Annotated in this window: 11 protein-coding genes and 1 pseudogene; 4 read left to right on the top strand and 8 right to left on the bottom strand. The window is 69.1% G+C overall.

Going from position 1 to position 13,801, the window contains the following annotated elements; translation table 11 throughout:
* Positions 1 to 364: 364 nt before the first annotated feature.
* On the bottom strand, positions 365 to 979 hold the full coding sequence (locus ACFYRY_RS22705; protein WP_389148463.1) for a class I SAM-dependent methyltransferase: 615 nt from the start codon (positions 977 to 979) through the stop codon (positions 365 to 367).
* Positions 980 to 1,045: 66 nt separating this feature from the next.
* On the bottom strand, positions 1,046 to 1,960 hold the full coding sequence (locus ACFYRY_RS22700; protein ID WP_389148460.1) for a LysR family transcriptional regulator: 915 nt from the start codon (positions 1,958 to 1,960) through the stop codon (positions 1,046 to 1,048).
* 168 nt (positions 1,961 to 2,128) lie between these two features.
* On the opposite strand from ACFYRY_RS22700, the gene mmsB reads away from it, so the two are divergent.
* The 3 genes from mmsB (at position 2,129) to ACFYRY_RS22685 (ending at position 5,620) form a co-directional block, all read left to right on the top strand.
* The gene (mmsB, locus tag ACFYRY_RS22695; protein ID WP_389148457.1) at positions 2,129 to 3,052 is read left to right on the top strand and encodes a 3-hydroxyisobutyrate dehydrogenase; all 924 of its coding nucleotides are present in this window, start codon (positions 2,129 to 2,131) and stop codon (positions 3,050 to 3,052) included.
* A 41-nt stretch (positions 3,053 to 3,093) separates the two neighbouring features.
* Positions 3,094 to 4,572 (top strand): CoA-acylating methylmalonate-semialdehyde dehydrogenase, encoded by a 1,479-nt coding sequence (locus tag ACFYRY_RS22690; RefSeq protein WP_389148453.1) that lies wholly within the window; start codon positions 3,094 to 3,096, stop codon positions 4,570 to 4,572.
* 61 nt (positions 4,573 to 4,633) lie between these two features.
* Complete coding sequence (locus tag ACFYRY_RS22685) at positions 4,634 to 5,620, top strand: zinc-binding dehydrogenase (RefSeq protein ID WP_389148450.1); 987 nt, start codon at positions 4,634 to 4,636, stop codon at positions 5,618 to 5,620.
* 96 nt (positions 5,621 to 5,716) lie between these two features.
* Here the strand turns inward: ACFYRY_RS22685 and ACFYRY_RS22680 are convergent, their stop codons facing one another.
* The 5 genes from ACFYRY_RS22680 to ACFYRY_RS22660 all read right to left on the bottom strand — a co-directional run bounded on the left by ACFYRY_RS22680 (position 5,717) and on the right by ACFYRY_RS22660 (position 11,980).
* Complete coding sequence (locus ACFYRY_RS22680) at positions 5,717 to 6,946, bottom strand: XdhC family protein (RefSeq protein WP_389148447.1); 1,230 nt, start codon at positions 6,944 to 6,946, stop codon at positions 5,717 to 5,719.
* A 117-nt stretch (positions 6,947 to 7,063) separates the two neighbouring features.
* On the bottom strand, positions 7,064 to 9,247 hold the full coding sequence (locus tag ACFYRY_RS22675) for a xanthine dehydrogenase family protein molybdopterin-binding subunit (RefSeq protein WP_389148443.1): 2,184 nt from the start codon (positions 9,245 to 9,247) through the stop codon (positions 7,064 to 7,066).
* Positions 9,248 to 9,273: 26 nt separating this feature from the next.
* Positions 9,274 to 10,266 (bottom strand): FAD binding domain-containing protein, encoded by a 993-nt coding sequence (locus tag ACFYRY_RS22670; RefSeq protein WP_389148440.1) that lies wholly within the window; start codon positions 10,264 to 10,266, stop codon positions 9,274 to 9,276.
* Positions 10,263 to 10,748 carry a (2Fe-2S)-binding protein gene (locus ACFYRY_RS22665; RefSeq protein ID WP_389148437.1) on the bottom strand — a complete coding sequence of 162 codons (486 nt, stop codon included), beginning with the start codon at positions 10,746 to 10,748 and terminating at the stop codon, positions 10,263 to 10,265. The genes ACFYRY_RS22670 and ACFYRY_RS22665 overlap by 4 nt, the downstream gene beginning before the upstream one ends.
* Before the next feature lie 143 nt (positions 10,749 to 10,891).
* Entirely contained in the window at positions 10,892 to 11,980 is a 1,089-nt protein-coding gene (locus ACFYRY_RS22660; protein ID WP_389148434.1) for an alkene reductase, read from the bottom strand.
* A gap of 221 nt (positions 11,981 to 12,201) precedes the next feature.
* On the opposite strand from ACFYRY_RS22660, the gene ACFYRY_RS22655 reads away from it, so the two are divergent.
* Positions 12,202 to 12,825: a TetR family transcriptional regulator gene (locus tag ACFYRY_RS22655; RefSeq protein ID WP_389148431.1), complete on the top strand. Its 624-nt coding sequence runs from the start codon at positions 12,202 to 12,204 to the stop codon at positions 12,823 to 12,825.
* Positions 12,826 to 12,943: 118 nt separating this feature from the next.
* Here the strand turns inward: ACFYRY_RS22655 and ACFYRY_RS22650 are convergent.
* Positions 12,944 to 13,587: pseudogene (locus ACFYRY_RS22650) on the bottom strand (IS5 family transposase); the annotation flags it as partial.
* Positions 13,588 to 13,801: the final 214 nt, after the last annotated feature.

Here is a 13,801-nt window from a genome sequence, read left to right as displayed (position 1 = left end):
AGTAGCCAGAACGCCGTACAGTCAGCTGACCCATATCGCTTCGGCGTGATGGTCCACACGAGTGCCTATGCCAGATTCCCGGCGGGCCGCACAGCGCTTCGCCAGAAGCTATGTGCGTACATTGATGACTCGTATGTTGCCCCCCTTGCTGCGCATCCACTCCTCGAGTTCGCTGCCGGACAGCTCTCGAGATCCCGCCTTATCGACAATGACCGCGGGTCCGGAGGTATCGCCAAGTGAAAGACATGCGATCCCCTTCCCGTGGAGCAAGAGCACTTCGGGTCGCAGAGGTCGGGTTTGTCGACGCCGGTCTTCAGGTTGTCCGGCACCAGCCGGTGCGGGACGCCGTCGAAGAGATGCCGGATCAGCGGGCGGGTTTCTCCCAGGTCAGCGAGTACCGGCGCAGCACATGCCTGCGATAGCGCACGCCGGGCAGCAGCCGTCGGGCGGCAGCCCGCACCTGCCCGTAACTCATCTGCGGGTCGGCGACCGGCATGCCCTGCGGGCCACGCGCGCGACGCAGCACCTTCGTGATCCGCACGACCGGGGCAGCCGCGATCAACGCCGCCCACTCCGTCACGCTCGCCTCGCGGGCCAGACCGACCACCACCAGCGTGCCGCCAGGCCGCAGCAGCTCACGCATGCGGACGAGGGCCGCCTCGAAGTCCATGTGATGGATCGTGGTCACCGAGCAGACGAAGTCGTACTCCGCACCGGGAAGTTCCGCGGTGAGGAAGTCGCCCTCGACGAAGGTGAGTTGCGGGTGGCCGACAGCGGCCTCGCGTGCGCAGGCGATCATGTCCGGCGACTTGTCGATCCCGGTGACGTGTTTCGCCCGCCCGGCAAGCTTCCGGGCCAGCAGCCCGTCCCCGCAGCCAACGTCCAACGCGTCACGGCATCCCTCGGGAACGGAGCGGAGGATGCCAGGGTGCCCGGCAACGTTGGTGTTCCAGTACGGCTCTGCGGCGGGCTGGCGCATCAGATCATCGTCGTGGGGAATTACCTGACCGTCGACAGGACCGCTCTTCGTCTGACTGGACCCGGACTACGCAGGCATGGACTGCGCCGCAGGCAGCAACTCGTCCCGCCTCGCGTGCACCTCGGAGCGGATCGCCTGCATCACCTTCGTTGCGGCCGGGCGCCTCAACTGGCCGGGGACCAGGTGGAAACTGAACTGAGGCACGATGGCGACCTCGTCGAAGAGCACTCGCTCGAGGGACGGTTCACGCTCGGCCGCGAAGGCCGGCAGCAGCCCGATCCCGGCACCGTGCAGCGTTGCCTGCAACTGGGCATGGACACTCGTGGAGCCGAAGGCCGCATGGGTCGCCGAGGTGAACCGGCCGAGCACGTCGAGATCCTCCACCCGAAGAAGCCCTTCGACGTAATAGATCAGAGAGTGGTCCGGCAGGTCCCTGGTCGATCCCGGTGCTCCGTGCGCACGCAAATAGGCACTTGACGCGTACAGCCCCAGTCGATAGTCAGTCAGTTTCTCGGAGTTGGGACGACTGTGCACGGGATCGCCGACTCCGATTTCTATGTCGGCGCCGACCCCGTAGGAGCTGAGCCGTGTCTGGGTGACGATCTCGACGTGAAGCCCCGGGTTCTCGGCGTGCAGCCGCGCCATCAACGGAGCGACCATGTACGTCCCGAACGCCTCGGTCGTGGCGATCCGCACCAGGCCGTGGAGGTCGCCAGGGGCGGGGGCGGGCTGACCGCACAACTGCCGGAACGCCATCACTGCGGACTCCACCTGCTCGCACGAGCGTAGAAGCTGTTGGCCGACCGGAGTCAGCGTGCATCCCTGCACACCCCTCTCCACCAAAGGCGCCTTGAGTTCCCGTTCCATCGCTCCGATCCTCCGGGACACCGTCGTGTGATCGACTCCCAGGGCAGAGCCCGCACGAAGGAAGGAGCCGCAGCGGGCAACCTCCAGCAGGATGAGCAGATCGTCGGTGCGCATCCGAGGTCTCCTTCGCTAGGCCTGTCGCGTATCACATGCGAGGTGTGCATCCTTGCACACCTGGTGCGCCCATCTGGTTCTTCTCAGCGAGCCGCGTCACCACGAGACTGAAGGCGGCCGGGACCGGATGGCGTCCTCGCAGCAAGGGCGATGAGGGGAGCGGGACCTGTGAAAATCTGCTGGGTCGGACTCGGGCACATGGGGCTGCCGATGGTGTCGCACCTTCAAAGGGACGGCTTCGAGGTCCACGTCTACGACAGCTCCGCAACGGCCAGGGTGGCCGCAGAAGAGGATGGTCTGACGGTCGCCTCCTCCCTGACCGACGCGGCCCGGGAGGCCGATGTGGTGTTCACCATGCTGCCGACGGGTGACCATGTACGGAAGGTGTTGCTGGAGTCGGGGGCGGAGCGTTTGGTCGGCCCGCACGCGATCTTTGTTGACTCATCAACGATCAGTCCCTCGGAAGCCCGTGCGATCGCCCGGGACGTCGAGCGTGACGGCCGTCAATTCCTCGATGCGCCGGTCTCGGGCGGCACCGAGGGGGCCGCGAACGGCACGCTCACCTTCATGGTGGGGGGCGCCGTCGAGGCCTTCCAACAGGTGCGTCCGCTGCTGGCCGCGATGGGAAAGAACCTCTTCCACCTCGGCGGGAGCGGTTGCGGGCAGAGCGCCAAAACGGTGAACAACATGATGCTGGCCATGAACATGGCCAGTCTCTCGGAGGCCGTGGTGCTCGCCGAGCGCCTCGGCCTCAACGCACGGACCTTCCTCGAAGTGGCCCGGACCTCCAGCGGCGACAGCTGGGTGCTGCGACACTTCTACCCGATCAAGGGAACCGTGCCCACCGCCCCCGTGAACCAGGACTTCGTGCCCGGCTTCACCGCGGGACTGATGCGCAAGGACGTCGGTCTCGCCCTCGACGCCGCCCGGTCGCACGATGTCCGCGTGCCGATGACACACCAGGCGGCGAAGCTGCTGGACCGGCTGATCGCGGCCGGACAAGGCCAGCTGGACTTCACTGCCCTGGTCAAGCTGGCGTCGGGCGAGATCGACAGCGGCCCTGACACCCGTACGGCCCCCGCTGCCGACTGACCGGCTCACCGGTACGCACCACACCACCAGGAGACTTCTTTATGCGCAGGGTCAGCCACTGGATCAACGGGCAGCTCGTCGACGAAGGAGACGAGGACCTGCCGGTCGTCAATCCGGCAACCGACGAGCAGATCGCCGTGGTACGCATGGCCGGACCGCGGACCGTCCGGCGCGCCATCGACGCGGCCGAGGCCGCTTCGGACGCCTGGGCACGCACACCGCAGTCGAGGCGCGCCCAGGTCATCTTCCGCTTCCGTGAACTCCTGCTGGAGTCGCGCGAGGAGATCGCCGCACTGATCACCGCCGAACACGGCAAAACCCTCGACGACGCGGCCGGTGAGGTGTCCCGGGCGCTGGAGTCCGTCGACCTGGCCACCGGCGGACCCGCCCTGGCGCAGGGCGCCACGTCGCAGCAGACCGGACCCGGCATCGACACCAGGTCGGTCCTGCACCCCGTGGGTATCTGCCTCGGCATCACGCCGTTCAACTTCCCCCTCATGATGGGGATGATGATGGCGCCGGTGGCTCTGGCGGCCGGCAACACCTTCATCTGGAAGCCCAGCGAGCAGGACCCCGGCACCGCGATGAAGATCGCGGAACTGTTCCAGCGGGCCGGGCTGCCCGACGGAGTGCTGAACGTGGTCCACGGGCGACAGGACGCGGCCGAGCAGCTCATCGACGACCCGCGTGTCCAGGCGGTGTCGTTCGTCGGCTCCAGCGCCGTTGCCCAGGCGGTGTACAGCCGCGCCTCGGCCTCGGGCAGCCGGGCGCAGGCCTTCGGCGGCGCCAAGAACCACCTGGTGGTCATGCCCGACGCGGACCTGGACGTGGTCGCCGACCAACTGGCGTCCTCCGCCTTCGGCGCGGCGGGCCAGCGGTGCATGGCCGTCTCCGTCGCCGTGGTGGTCGGTGAGAGCGACGAGCCGCTGCTGGAACGCCTGCGGAGCCGCGCGACGGCGGTCCGCGTGAACGCCGGTGACGTGCCCGGCACCGAGGTCGGGCCAGTCGTCAGCCGGCGGGCGCAGGAGCGCATCCGGCACCTGGTCAAGGAAGCCATCGCCGACGGGGCTCGTGCGGTGGTCGACCGCAGCACGGAGACCGTTCCCGGGTATGAGAGCGGTTACTTCGTCGGGCCGACGGTGCTCGCCGACGTTCCCCTCACCTCCCGGGCCTACCAGGAGGAGGTCTTCGGACCCGTTCTCGTGGTGCTGCGCGTCGACACCCTCGACGAGGCCATCGATCTGATCCGGGGGCACCGCTACGGAAACGGGGCCTCGATCTTCACCAGCAACGGCGCGGCCGCCAGCCACTTCGAGCGTGAGGCGACGGCGGGCATGGTCGGCGTCAACGTGGCCATCCCGGTCCCGGTCGCCGCCTACGCGGTACAGGGGTGGAAGGGCTCGGTGTTCGGCGACACCGGCCTGAACAACGCGTCGTGGAGTTTCTACACCCGGCCGAAGTACATCACCTCCCGGTGGGAGAGCACGGTCGGCACGGACTTCGGGTTCCGTCCCAACTGACCGGTGGCTCCGGCCTGTCGACCACGCCCAACCACATCTAGAACAATCGTTCAGGAGCACCATGAAAGCCATGCTGATCGTCCCCGCAGACGACGGAATGACGCTTGACCTCACCGACATCTCCGCCCAGGCGCTCGGTCCCAAGGACGTACGGCTCGCCGTGCGCGCCGCCTCGGTGAACCGTGCCGATCTGCTGATCCGGGCCGGAACCCATACGGCCGCCGCCCCGGCCCAGGGTCCGCAGATCGCCGGGATCGACGCCGCGGGGGAGGTGATCGAGGTCGGCGCGCAGGTGACCGGTGTCCAGCCCGGTGACCGGATCATGGCGATGGCGAGCGGCGGGCTGGCCGAGGAGATCGTGATCCCGGCGGCCATGGCGATCCCCGTCCCGGCAACCTGGTCCTACGGCGAGGCCGCTGCCGCGGTCATCGGCCTGATGACGGAGCACAACGCGCTGTCAACGGCCGCACGGCTCCAGCCGGGAGAGACGGTCCTCATCCACGCCGCCGCCAGTGGCGTGGGCACCCAGGCGATCCAGGTCGCCCGGCAGCTCGGTGCCGGGCGGGTCCTGGGCACCTCCCGGTCGGGGCGCGACAGCACGGCCCTGCGGCAGCTGGGACTCGACGAGCTGATCAGCGCGAGCGAGCACGACTTCGCCGACCGGGTCCAGGAGGTGACCGAAGGAGCCGGAGCCGACGTCATCGTCGACCATGTGGGAGGCCCTTACCTGCCGGCGAACATCCGCGCCGCGGCAGTGCGTGGACGCATTGTCGGCGTCGGCCGCCTCGGAGGGGCGGAGGGAGTGCTGGACCTGGAGGAGCTCGCCCGCAAGCGGTTGGAGATCATCGGTACGACCTTCCGTACCCGCACCCCTGACGAGAAGGCAGAAGTCGTCAGGGCCCTACGAGCCGGGATCGATCTCAACAGTGCGGCCGACGCCCTCCGCCCCGTCGTCGACCGGACGTTCCCGTGGACCCAGGCGCTCGAGGCTCAGGCCGCACTCGAGCGCAGCCATCACCTCGGGAAGATCGTGCTCGAGGTCGGCTGACTCGCGCGCGGGTGCCGCCTCCGGTCCTCGGCTGTCGGCCGCCGTCGTGCGTGCCGGTGGCCCGGGGACCGACGGTTCGTGGCGTCCACCGGGCCCTCAGGCGGACAGCGCACCGGCAGATGCGACCCCTGCCGTCAGGGCGGGTGAGGTGTTCCCGTTGACTTGGCGGTCGGTTCGGTCGTGGTGGATCGGTAGGTGCGAGCCGCTCAGCGGGAGACCTGTTCCGCCGTGGCGGGCGGCGACGATCTCAGCGGCGATGGACAGGGCGGTCTCCTCGGGTGTGCGGGCGCCGAGGTCGAGGCCGATGGGTGAGTGCAGGCGGGTCAGTTCGGCGTCGGTGAGGCCGATGTCGCGGAGTCTGCGGTCGCGGTCTTCGTGGGTGCGGCGTGAGCCCATCGCGCCGATGTAGGCGGCCGGCAGTCGCAGGGCCGTCTCCAGGAGGGGTACGTCGAACTTGGCGTCGTGGGTGAGGACGCACACCACTGTGCGGTTGTCGGTCTGGGTACGGCGTAGGTAGCGGTGCGGCCAGTCGACCACGATGTCGTCGGCCTCGGGAAAGCGTGACCGGGTGACGAAGACGGGTCGGGCGTCGCACAGGGTGACGTGGTAGCCGAGGAACTTGCCCATGCGTACCAGGGCCGCGGCGAAGTCGATGGCGCCGAAGACGAGCATGCGGGGCGCCTGGACGCTCGACTCGACGAACAGGGTCAGGTCCGGCTCGCAGTGGGATCCTCCGTCAGACTCCGTCCGGGGGGACCCCCATCTCGCTCCGCTCGCCGCGATGTCGAAGGTGCCTGTGCGGCCGGCGTTGAGCAGGGAGCGGGTTTCGTTGACGACGGCGCGGTCCAGGTCGGGATGTCCGCCGAGTTCACCTTCGAAGGATCCGTCGTGGCGGATCGCCAGCGCTCGGCCAACGAGCTCCGCCGGGCCACGGACCACGCGGGCGAGTGCCACCGCCTCGCCCCGGGCGGCGGCCGACAGCGCCGTCTGGAAGGTCTTCCTGTCCGGTCCGTCGGCGGGTATGGGGGTGACCAGGATGTCGAGGACGCCGCCGCAGGTCAGCCCGACGGCGAAGGCGTCCTCGTCGTTGTAGCCGAACCGCTCGCGCACCGTCTCACCGTCGGCGAGCGCTTGGGTGCACAGGTCGTAGACCGCGCCTTCCACACAACCACCGGACACCGATCCGATGGCGGTGCCGTCGGCGTCGACGGCGAGCGCGGCGCCCGGCCCGCGCGGTGAGCTGCCGCTGACGGCCACGACAGTGGCCACGGCGAAATCGCGTCCTTCCTCGAGCCACCGGTTCAGCTCGTTCGCGATGTCCAGCATGGTGTTTCTTTCTTGTGGTGGTCGGATGGCGCGGATCTGCCATGAGGCGGCTCAGTCGCTCGTCGCACCGCAGGCGCCCGAACGGCCCGGCGCGACAAGAGCTTGACCGCCGTCGCTTCAGAGCAGTTTGTCCAATGTGATCGGCAGGTCCCGCACCCGCTTGCCGGTCGCGTGATAGACGGCGTTTGCCACGGCCGCTCCCACACCCGTGATGCCCACCTCGCCCGCGCCGATGATGCCGAGCGGCATCTTCGGATCCGGGTCGTCCAGGAAGGACACGTCGATCGGCGGGACATCCGCGTGCACGGGGACGTGGTACTCGGCCAGGCTCGGGTTCATGATGCGTCCGTTGCGCGGGTCGACGAGGGTCTCCTCGGCCATCGCCAGGCCCAGGCCCATCACGATGCCGCCGCGCAGCTGGCTGGCCGCCGTCTTCGAGTTGACCACCGTGCCGATGTCGAACACCCCGACCCACCTCGACACCCGCGTCTCGCCGGTCTCGGCATCGACCTTCACCTCGCAGAACTGCACACCCGTGGCGGCTTTCACCCACCGCTGGGCACCCAAGAGGAAGCCCGGGAGGAACCGTGCACGCCCGCCGATCCGGCCGAGCCGCGTCTCCGACCCGACGACGGCCTCGACGTGCGGCACCTTCGCGCGCCGGAGGATCTCCTCGTTGCTCACGCCGCCCGTCTTGCCTGCCAGGGTTTTCAGCCTCTGCGTCAGCTCCTCGCACGCCTGGACGACGCTGGCCGCGACGCTCGCGGTCTGGACGGATCCGGCGGCGGCCGGCCCCATCGGCAGCGCGGAGTCGCCGTACTCCACGCGGACGGCGTCGAACGGCACGCCCAGCGCATCGGCCGCGATCTGGGCCTGGGCCGTGGCGCCGCCCATGCCCATCTCGTTGAAGCCGCAGCGCACCAGCACGCTCCCGTCGGCCGACAGGCGGACCGTGACATTGACCGGCATCATCAACGCAGGGTGGAACGCCGTTGCCACGCCCGTCCCGACCAGCCACCGGCCCTCGCGCCTGGAACGCGGCTCGGGGCCACGCTCGTGCCAGCCGAACCGCTCCGCGCCCAGCGCGTACAGCTCTCGCAGCCTGCGGTGCGAGAACTTCTTCTTCCCGTCCACCGGGGCGACCGCGGTCTCGTTGCGCAGGCGCAGCTCGATCGGGTCCATGCCCAGTTCACAGGCCAGTTCGTCGATCGCGGACTCCAGCGCGAAGGTGCCGATCGCCTCACCCGGCGCCCGCATGAAGGTGTTCGACAACAGGTCGAGCTGCACGAGGTCATGCCGCGCGAGGATGTTGTCGGCAGCGTAGAGATGCTGGGTCGCGGAGGTGACCTGCTCGAAGGGACCGCCTATCCGCCCGGTTCGGATGATGCTGGTGTGTACCAGCGAGGTCAGCTTGCCGCCGCGGTCCGCCCCCAGCGCGACCCGCTGGACGGAAGGGGTACGCCCACCGACCGTGCGGTAGACCGCCTCCCGCGAGAGCACCAGCCGCACGGGCCTGCTGGTCGCCCGCGCTGCCAGCGCGGCGAGGATGGTGCCGGGCCAGATCGCGGACTTGCCGCCGAAGGCGCCGCCGACGAAGGGCGCCAGCACCCGTACGTTGGTCATGGGGACCGAGAACCGCAGCGCGAGATGGGTGCGGAACCAGTCGATGGTCTGCGTCGCGTCGTGGACGGTGAGCCGGTCGCCGTCCCAGACGGCGGTGGTGGCGTGCAGTTCGAGCGCGTTGTGATTCTGCGGCGGAGTCGTGTAGCGCAGGTCCAGCGCCACCGGGGCGGCCTTGAGCGCGGCCTCCGCATCGCCCTTCTCGGCGCCTCGGGGGAAGAACGAGTCGTTCGGCTGAGGCCGGGCGTCCTTCTCGGCAGCCTCGAAGTCCACCACGGACGTGGTCACCATGTACTCGGCGCGCACCAGTGCGGCTGCCTCGCGGGCAGCGGCTGAGGTCTCCGCGACGACCACCGCGATCGGCTGTCCCTCCCAGTGCACCTCGTCGCTCTGCAGGTAGTTCACCGAGGTGCCGGAGAACGTGGTGGTGAGGTTGAACATGCTGGGCTTGGGAGCCGGTTTCAGAGGGGGCGCGTTGAGGTGAGTGATGACGGCGACCACTCCCGGCACCGCACTCGCCTCGGCGGTGTGCAGGGCGGTGATCCGGCCGCGGCTGACGGTGGCGTGCACGAGTACGGCGTGCGTGAGGCCGGGATAGAAGTGCTCGGCGGCGAACTTCGCGGCGCCGGTCGTCTTGACGCCGCCGTCGACGCGGTCGAGCGGTTGTCCGATCGTGGTCATACCCGTTTTCCCACTTCCTCTCGGCATCAGGCGGCGCTCCCGTCGGTCAGCTGCCGCAGGGTCGCCACGATCGTGCGCTGCGCGAGCTCGATCTTGAAGGTGTTCTGCGGCCCGCCCACCGCGGCGGCGAGCTCGGCTTCCGCTGCCCGGCGGAAGGCTTCCTCGGTCGCCGGCCGGCCGAGGAGCGCGTGTTCGGCTCGGGCGGCGCGCCAGGGTTTGGTGCCGACTCCGCCCAGAGCGAGCCGTACCTCGCTGACCACCCCGTCCTCGACAGCCAGCGCCGCGGCGACCGAGACCAGGGCGAACGCGTACGACGCACGGTCGCGGACCTTGCGGTAGCGCGAGTGCGCCGCGACCGGCACCGGCGGCAGCTCGATCGCTGTGATCAGCTCGTCGGCGGCCAGCACCGTCTCGACGTGGGGCGTGTCGCCGGGCAGCCGGTGGAAATCGGCGACCGGGACACGCCGCACGCCGCGCACGCTCTCCACCTCGACGACCGCGTCGAGCATCACCAGCGCCACCGCCATGTCCGAGGGATGCGTCGCGATGCAGTGCTCGCTCGCCCCCAGCACCGCACTGCCGCGGGAGAACCCGCCGATCGCGTCACAACCACTGCCGGGTGCGCGTTTGTTGCACGCGGAGGTCTCGTCGTAGAAGTACATGCAGCGGGTGCGCTGCAGCAGGTTGCCTCCCACGGTCGCCATGTTCCGCAACTGGGCCGAGGCTCCCAGCAGGATGGCCTGCGCCAGGACCGGATAGCGGGTCCTGATGAGAGGGTCCGCCGCGAGCCCGCTGTTGGTCACCAGTGCGCCGACGCGGATGGTGCCGCCCGGCAGTTCCTCGATCCCGGTCAGCGGCAGGCGGGTGATGTCGACGACCGTCGCCGGGTGTTCGATGCCCGCACGCACGAGGTCGACGAGGTTCGTCCCGCCCGCGAGGAACATCACGTCGTCGCCGTCCGCGATCGTGCGCAGCGCCGTGCCCACGTCCGGTGCGCTGAGGTAGGAGAACGGCTTCACTTCGCGACCTCCCTGATCGCCGCGACGATGCCGTTGTAGGCGCCGCAGCGGCACAGGTTGCCGCTCATCCGTTCCCGGATCTCTGTCTCGTCCAGCTCCCCGCCGGTGGCGGCGAGATGCTCGGTGGCCGCGCTGGGCGCGCCTTCCTTGTGCTCGGCGAGCATGCCGATCGCCGAGCAGATCTGGCCCGGCGTGCAGTAGCCGCACTGGAATCCGTCGGTACGGACGAACGCCGCTTGCAACGGGTGGTCGACGCCTTCGATGGTCGTGATGTCACGGCCCTGGTACTGCACCGCCAGCGCGAGGCAGGCGTTGATCCGCCGGCCGTCGACCAGCACCGTGCAGGCGCCGCACGCGCCCTGGTCGCAGCCCTTCTTGGTGCCGGTCAGGCCCAGGTACTCGCGCAGCGCGTCGAGCAGGCTCACCTGCGGCGCGACGTCCAGTCTTCGAGCGGATCCGTTGATCCGCAGCTCGATCTCCACTGTGTCATTCCTCCGGTTCACCCGAGGGCTCGTTGTTAGGGGAGCGCCATCAGGCACAGGGCTGGATGAGAAGGACTCGGGCCTGCGGCCTGGAACCCGCGTTCTGTCTTGCCGTGCCCCGCGGGTGGTGACTTCTTTTCAGGTCATGCGCTGTCGGCGGGCAGCGCCGGGTAGTCGGTGTAGCCGCGGTGGTCGCCGCCGTAGAAGGTGGCCGGATCGGGGGTGTTGTAGGGGCCGCCGGCGGCGAGGCGGGCGGGCAGGTCGGGGTTGGCCAGGAACAGCGCGCCGAAGGCGATGATGTCCGCGGTGCCGTCCTCGATGAGGGCGAGGGCGTCGGGGCCGGTGGTTTCGGGGTGGGTGAAGGGGTTGAGGATGAACGCGGTCGGCCAGTCCTTGCGCAGCCGGTTGGTCAGGTCGCGGTCCGGGCTCTCGAGCAGGTGCAGGTAGGCGAGGTCCAGCCGGGCGAGTCCGGCGGTCAGGGTGGTGTAGGTCTCCAGCACGTCCGCCGGGTCGGTCTCGGCGATGTCGTTGTAGGGGTTGCCGGGGGAGATGCGGAAGCCGGTCCGGTGGCCGCCGATCGCCTCCGCGACGGCCGTGGCGACCTCGATGCCGAAGCGGACCCGGCCCGTGGCGCCGCCTCCCCAGGTGTCGGTGCGCAGGTTGGTGTTGGGGGCGAGGAACTGGTGGATCAGGTAGCCGTTCGCCCCGTGGATCTCCACGCCGTCGAAACCGGCGGCGATCGCGTTGCGCGCGGCGTCGGCGTAGTCGGCGATCGTCTGGGCGATGTCGCCCTGGTCCAGTTCCTTCGGCGTGACGTAGTCCTGGGGGCCCTGGTAGGTGAACACCTGGCCCGCCGCCGCGACGGAAGAGGGGGCGACGGGGATGAGTCCGTCCGGCAGCAGGCTGGGGTGGCTGATCCGGCCGGTGTGCATCAGCTGCGCGAAGATCGTGCCGCCCTGGGCGTGGACGGCGTCGGTCACCTTCCGCCAGGCGTCGACCTGCTGGGCGGAGTGCAGGCCGGGGGTGTTGGTGTAGCCCTGGCCGACAACCGACGGCTGGATGCCCTCGGTGATGATCAGGCCGGCGCTCGCGCGCTGGGCGTAATAGGTGGCCATCAGCTCCGTCGCCGTGGCTGCGGGAGCGTCGGCTCGGCTGCGGGTCATCGGCGCCATCGCGATGCGGTTGGCCAGCGCCTTGCCGCTCAGGTCGATCGGGTCGAACGCGGTAGTCATAGCAGCTTCCTTCAAAGAATGGGTCGGGTGAGAGAGGCAGGCGGCAGCCTGGTGGTGTGCCGGTTCGCAGCACTCCGTTCGCAGTGAAACACCGTGGGGAGACTCTACATCTGCATGAGACTAAGTCTCAAGATGATTTGCTGTCCGGTTGCGATCGGGTGAGATGCAGTTCTCGATCGAGACGGAGTCTCAAGTTGAGTCGTGACGGTAAGATTCCTCGTATGACCGACTCCGCCAGCACCGCCAGCCACACCCCACCGAAGCCGCCCGGTCTGCGTGAACGCATGCGGGCGACAGTCCGGGCGGAAGTCACCGAAGTGGCGCTCCGGCTCTTCACCGATCAGGGCTTCGACCGGACGACCGCCGACCAGATCGCCGCCGAAACGGGTCTGTCGCGCGCCAGCCTGTTCCGGTACTTCGGGACCAAGGAAGACATCGTGCTGGGCGGTCTGGAGGGCGATGGCCAGCAGGTTGCGGAAGCCCTCGCCGCCCGCCCCGACGAGGAGCGGCCCTGGGTGGCGCTGCGCCGGTCCTTCGACGTCCTGGTGCGGGTGAACGAGGAAGCACCCGAGCAGACGCTGAGCTTTCTGCGCCTGCTGCAGAAGACGCCGTCACTGCGCGCCCGGCACTTCGAGAAGAAGTTGCAGTGGCAGGAACAGATGGTGCCGGAGATCGCCAGGCGACTGGAAGCCACGCCTGGCCGGCCGGAGGATCCCAGGCCGGCCGCGCTGGTCGCAGCCGCCCTGGCCTGCCTGGACGCGGCCGCGAGCGGGTGGGTGGCCTGCGATGGCACAGTTTCCCTCGCTGTCCTGCTCGATCGGGCCATGGGCGCGCTGACGGAGTGACCGCCCGCCCCGGTCGGCGACCGGCGCTCGGCGACCGGGGCGGCGAGCCACGGCTGTTCCGTGCCGAGCGGCACGGTGCCTGGGGGTGGGTCTGTGGGGCAGGACCGCCGGGTAACTTGAGGCGGACGAGTCGCTTGTAGCAGCAGAGGACGTGCTGCGAGTCCGAGGAAGGCCAGGTAGTTGCGGGGATTGCGTTCGTAGCGGGGGCTGAGTCTGCGGTATCCGGAGAGCCAGGACATGGTCCGCTCGATGACCCAGCGGCGTCGCCCTAATCGTTCGCTGGACTCGAAGCCCTTGCGCGGGATGCGCACGCCGATTCGAGCCATCTGAACCATCTGAGCCATCTGTGCAGGTCGGTCCAGTCGTAGGCCTTGTCCGCGTGCAGGCGTTGGGGCTTGAAGTGCCGGCCGTTGTAGGGGTCGTGCCTCGTTTGGTGACCGGCGATCATGGGCTTCAGCCCCTCGCTGTCGTGGGTGCTGCCGGCCGAGACGCCGACCAGGAGGGGCAGTCCGTTCGCGTCCGAGAGGATGTGCCTCTTAGAACCCGGCTTGCCCCGGTCGACGGGGCTCGGACCTATGGATGCGCCCCCTTTTTAGCCCTGACGTCGGCGGTGTCGAGGACGGCGCGGGAGACGTTGATGAGGCCGGCGTCGTCGAGCCGGAGCAACACGGCCTCATGCAGGCGACCCCAGAGACAGCCCCTCCACCAGATCAGGAACCGGCGGTGAGCAGTCGACTTCGATATGCCGAAACAGGGCGGCAGTGGTGGTGCTTGAGCGCGTCACGGACCGCGAGGACGTCGGCCGGGGCGAACTCGCTCCAGTACGAGTGCGTGACGATCGCCTGGGCGAGTTCGAGTTCCCGCTCTCGTAGCCGGGCGATCTAGTGCCGCATCAAGCTTCGTTCGCCCTGTCGTGATGTGTCGCCCAGTTGCTGCGTCGGGAAGTCCCAGAGGGCCAGAATGATCACGTGGCTGA

The sequence above is a fragment of the Streptomyces sp. NPDC005263 genome (assembly GCF_042872365.1).
In the GTDB taxonomy this organism is placed as follows: domain Bacteria; phylum Actinomycetota; class Actinomycetes; order Streptomycetales; family Streptomycetaceae; genus Streptomyces.
The sequence above is the reverse complement of the archived record's forward strand: the minus strand, read 5'-3'. Positions and strand labels throughout refer to the sequence as shown.

Coding starts and splice junctions, on each gene's coding strand:
- ACFYRY_RS22705 (WP_389148463.1), bottom strand. CDS start 979: ATGCGCCAGCCCGCCGCAGAGCCGTACTGGAACACCAACGTTGCCGGG.
- ACFYRY_RS22690 (WP_389148453.1), top strand. CDS start 3,094: ATGCGCAGGGTCAGCCACTGGATCAACGGGCAGCTCGTCGACGAAGGA.
- ACFYRY_RS22680 (WP_389148447.1), bottom strand. CDS start 6,946: ATGCTGGACATCGCGAACGAGCTGAACCGGTGGCTCGAGGAAGGACGC.
- ACFYRY_RS22685 (WP_389148450.1), top strand. CDS start 4,634: ATGAAAGCCATGCTGATCGTCCCCGCAGACGACGGAATGACGCTTGAC.
- ACFYRY_RS22700 (WP_389148460.1), bottom strand. CDS start 1,960: ATGCGCACCGACGATCTGCTCATCCTGCTGGAGGTTGCCCGCTGCGGC.
- ACFYRY_RS22675 (WP_389148443.1), bottom strand. CDS start 9,247: ATGACCACGATCGGACAACCGCTCGACCGCGTCGACGGCGGCGTCAAG.
- ACFYRY_RS22655 (WP_389148431.1), top strand. CDS start 12,202: ATGACCGACTCCGCCAGCACCGCCAGCCACACCCCACCGAAGCCGCCC.
- ACFYRY_RS22660 (WP_389148434.1), bottom strand. CDS start 11,980: ATGACTACCGCGTTCGACCCGATCGACCTGAGCGGCAAGGCGCTGGCC.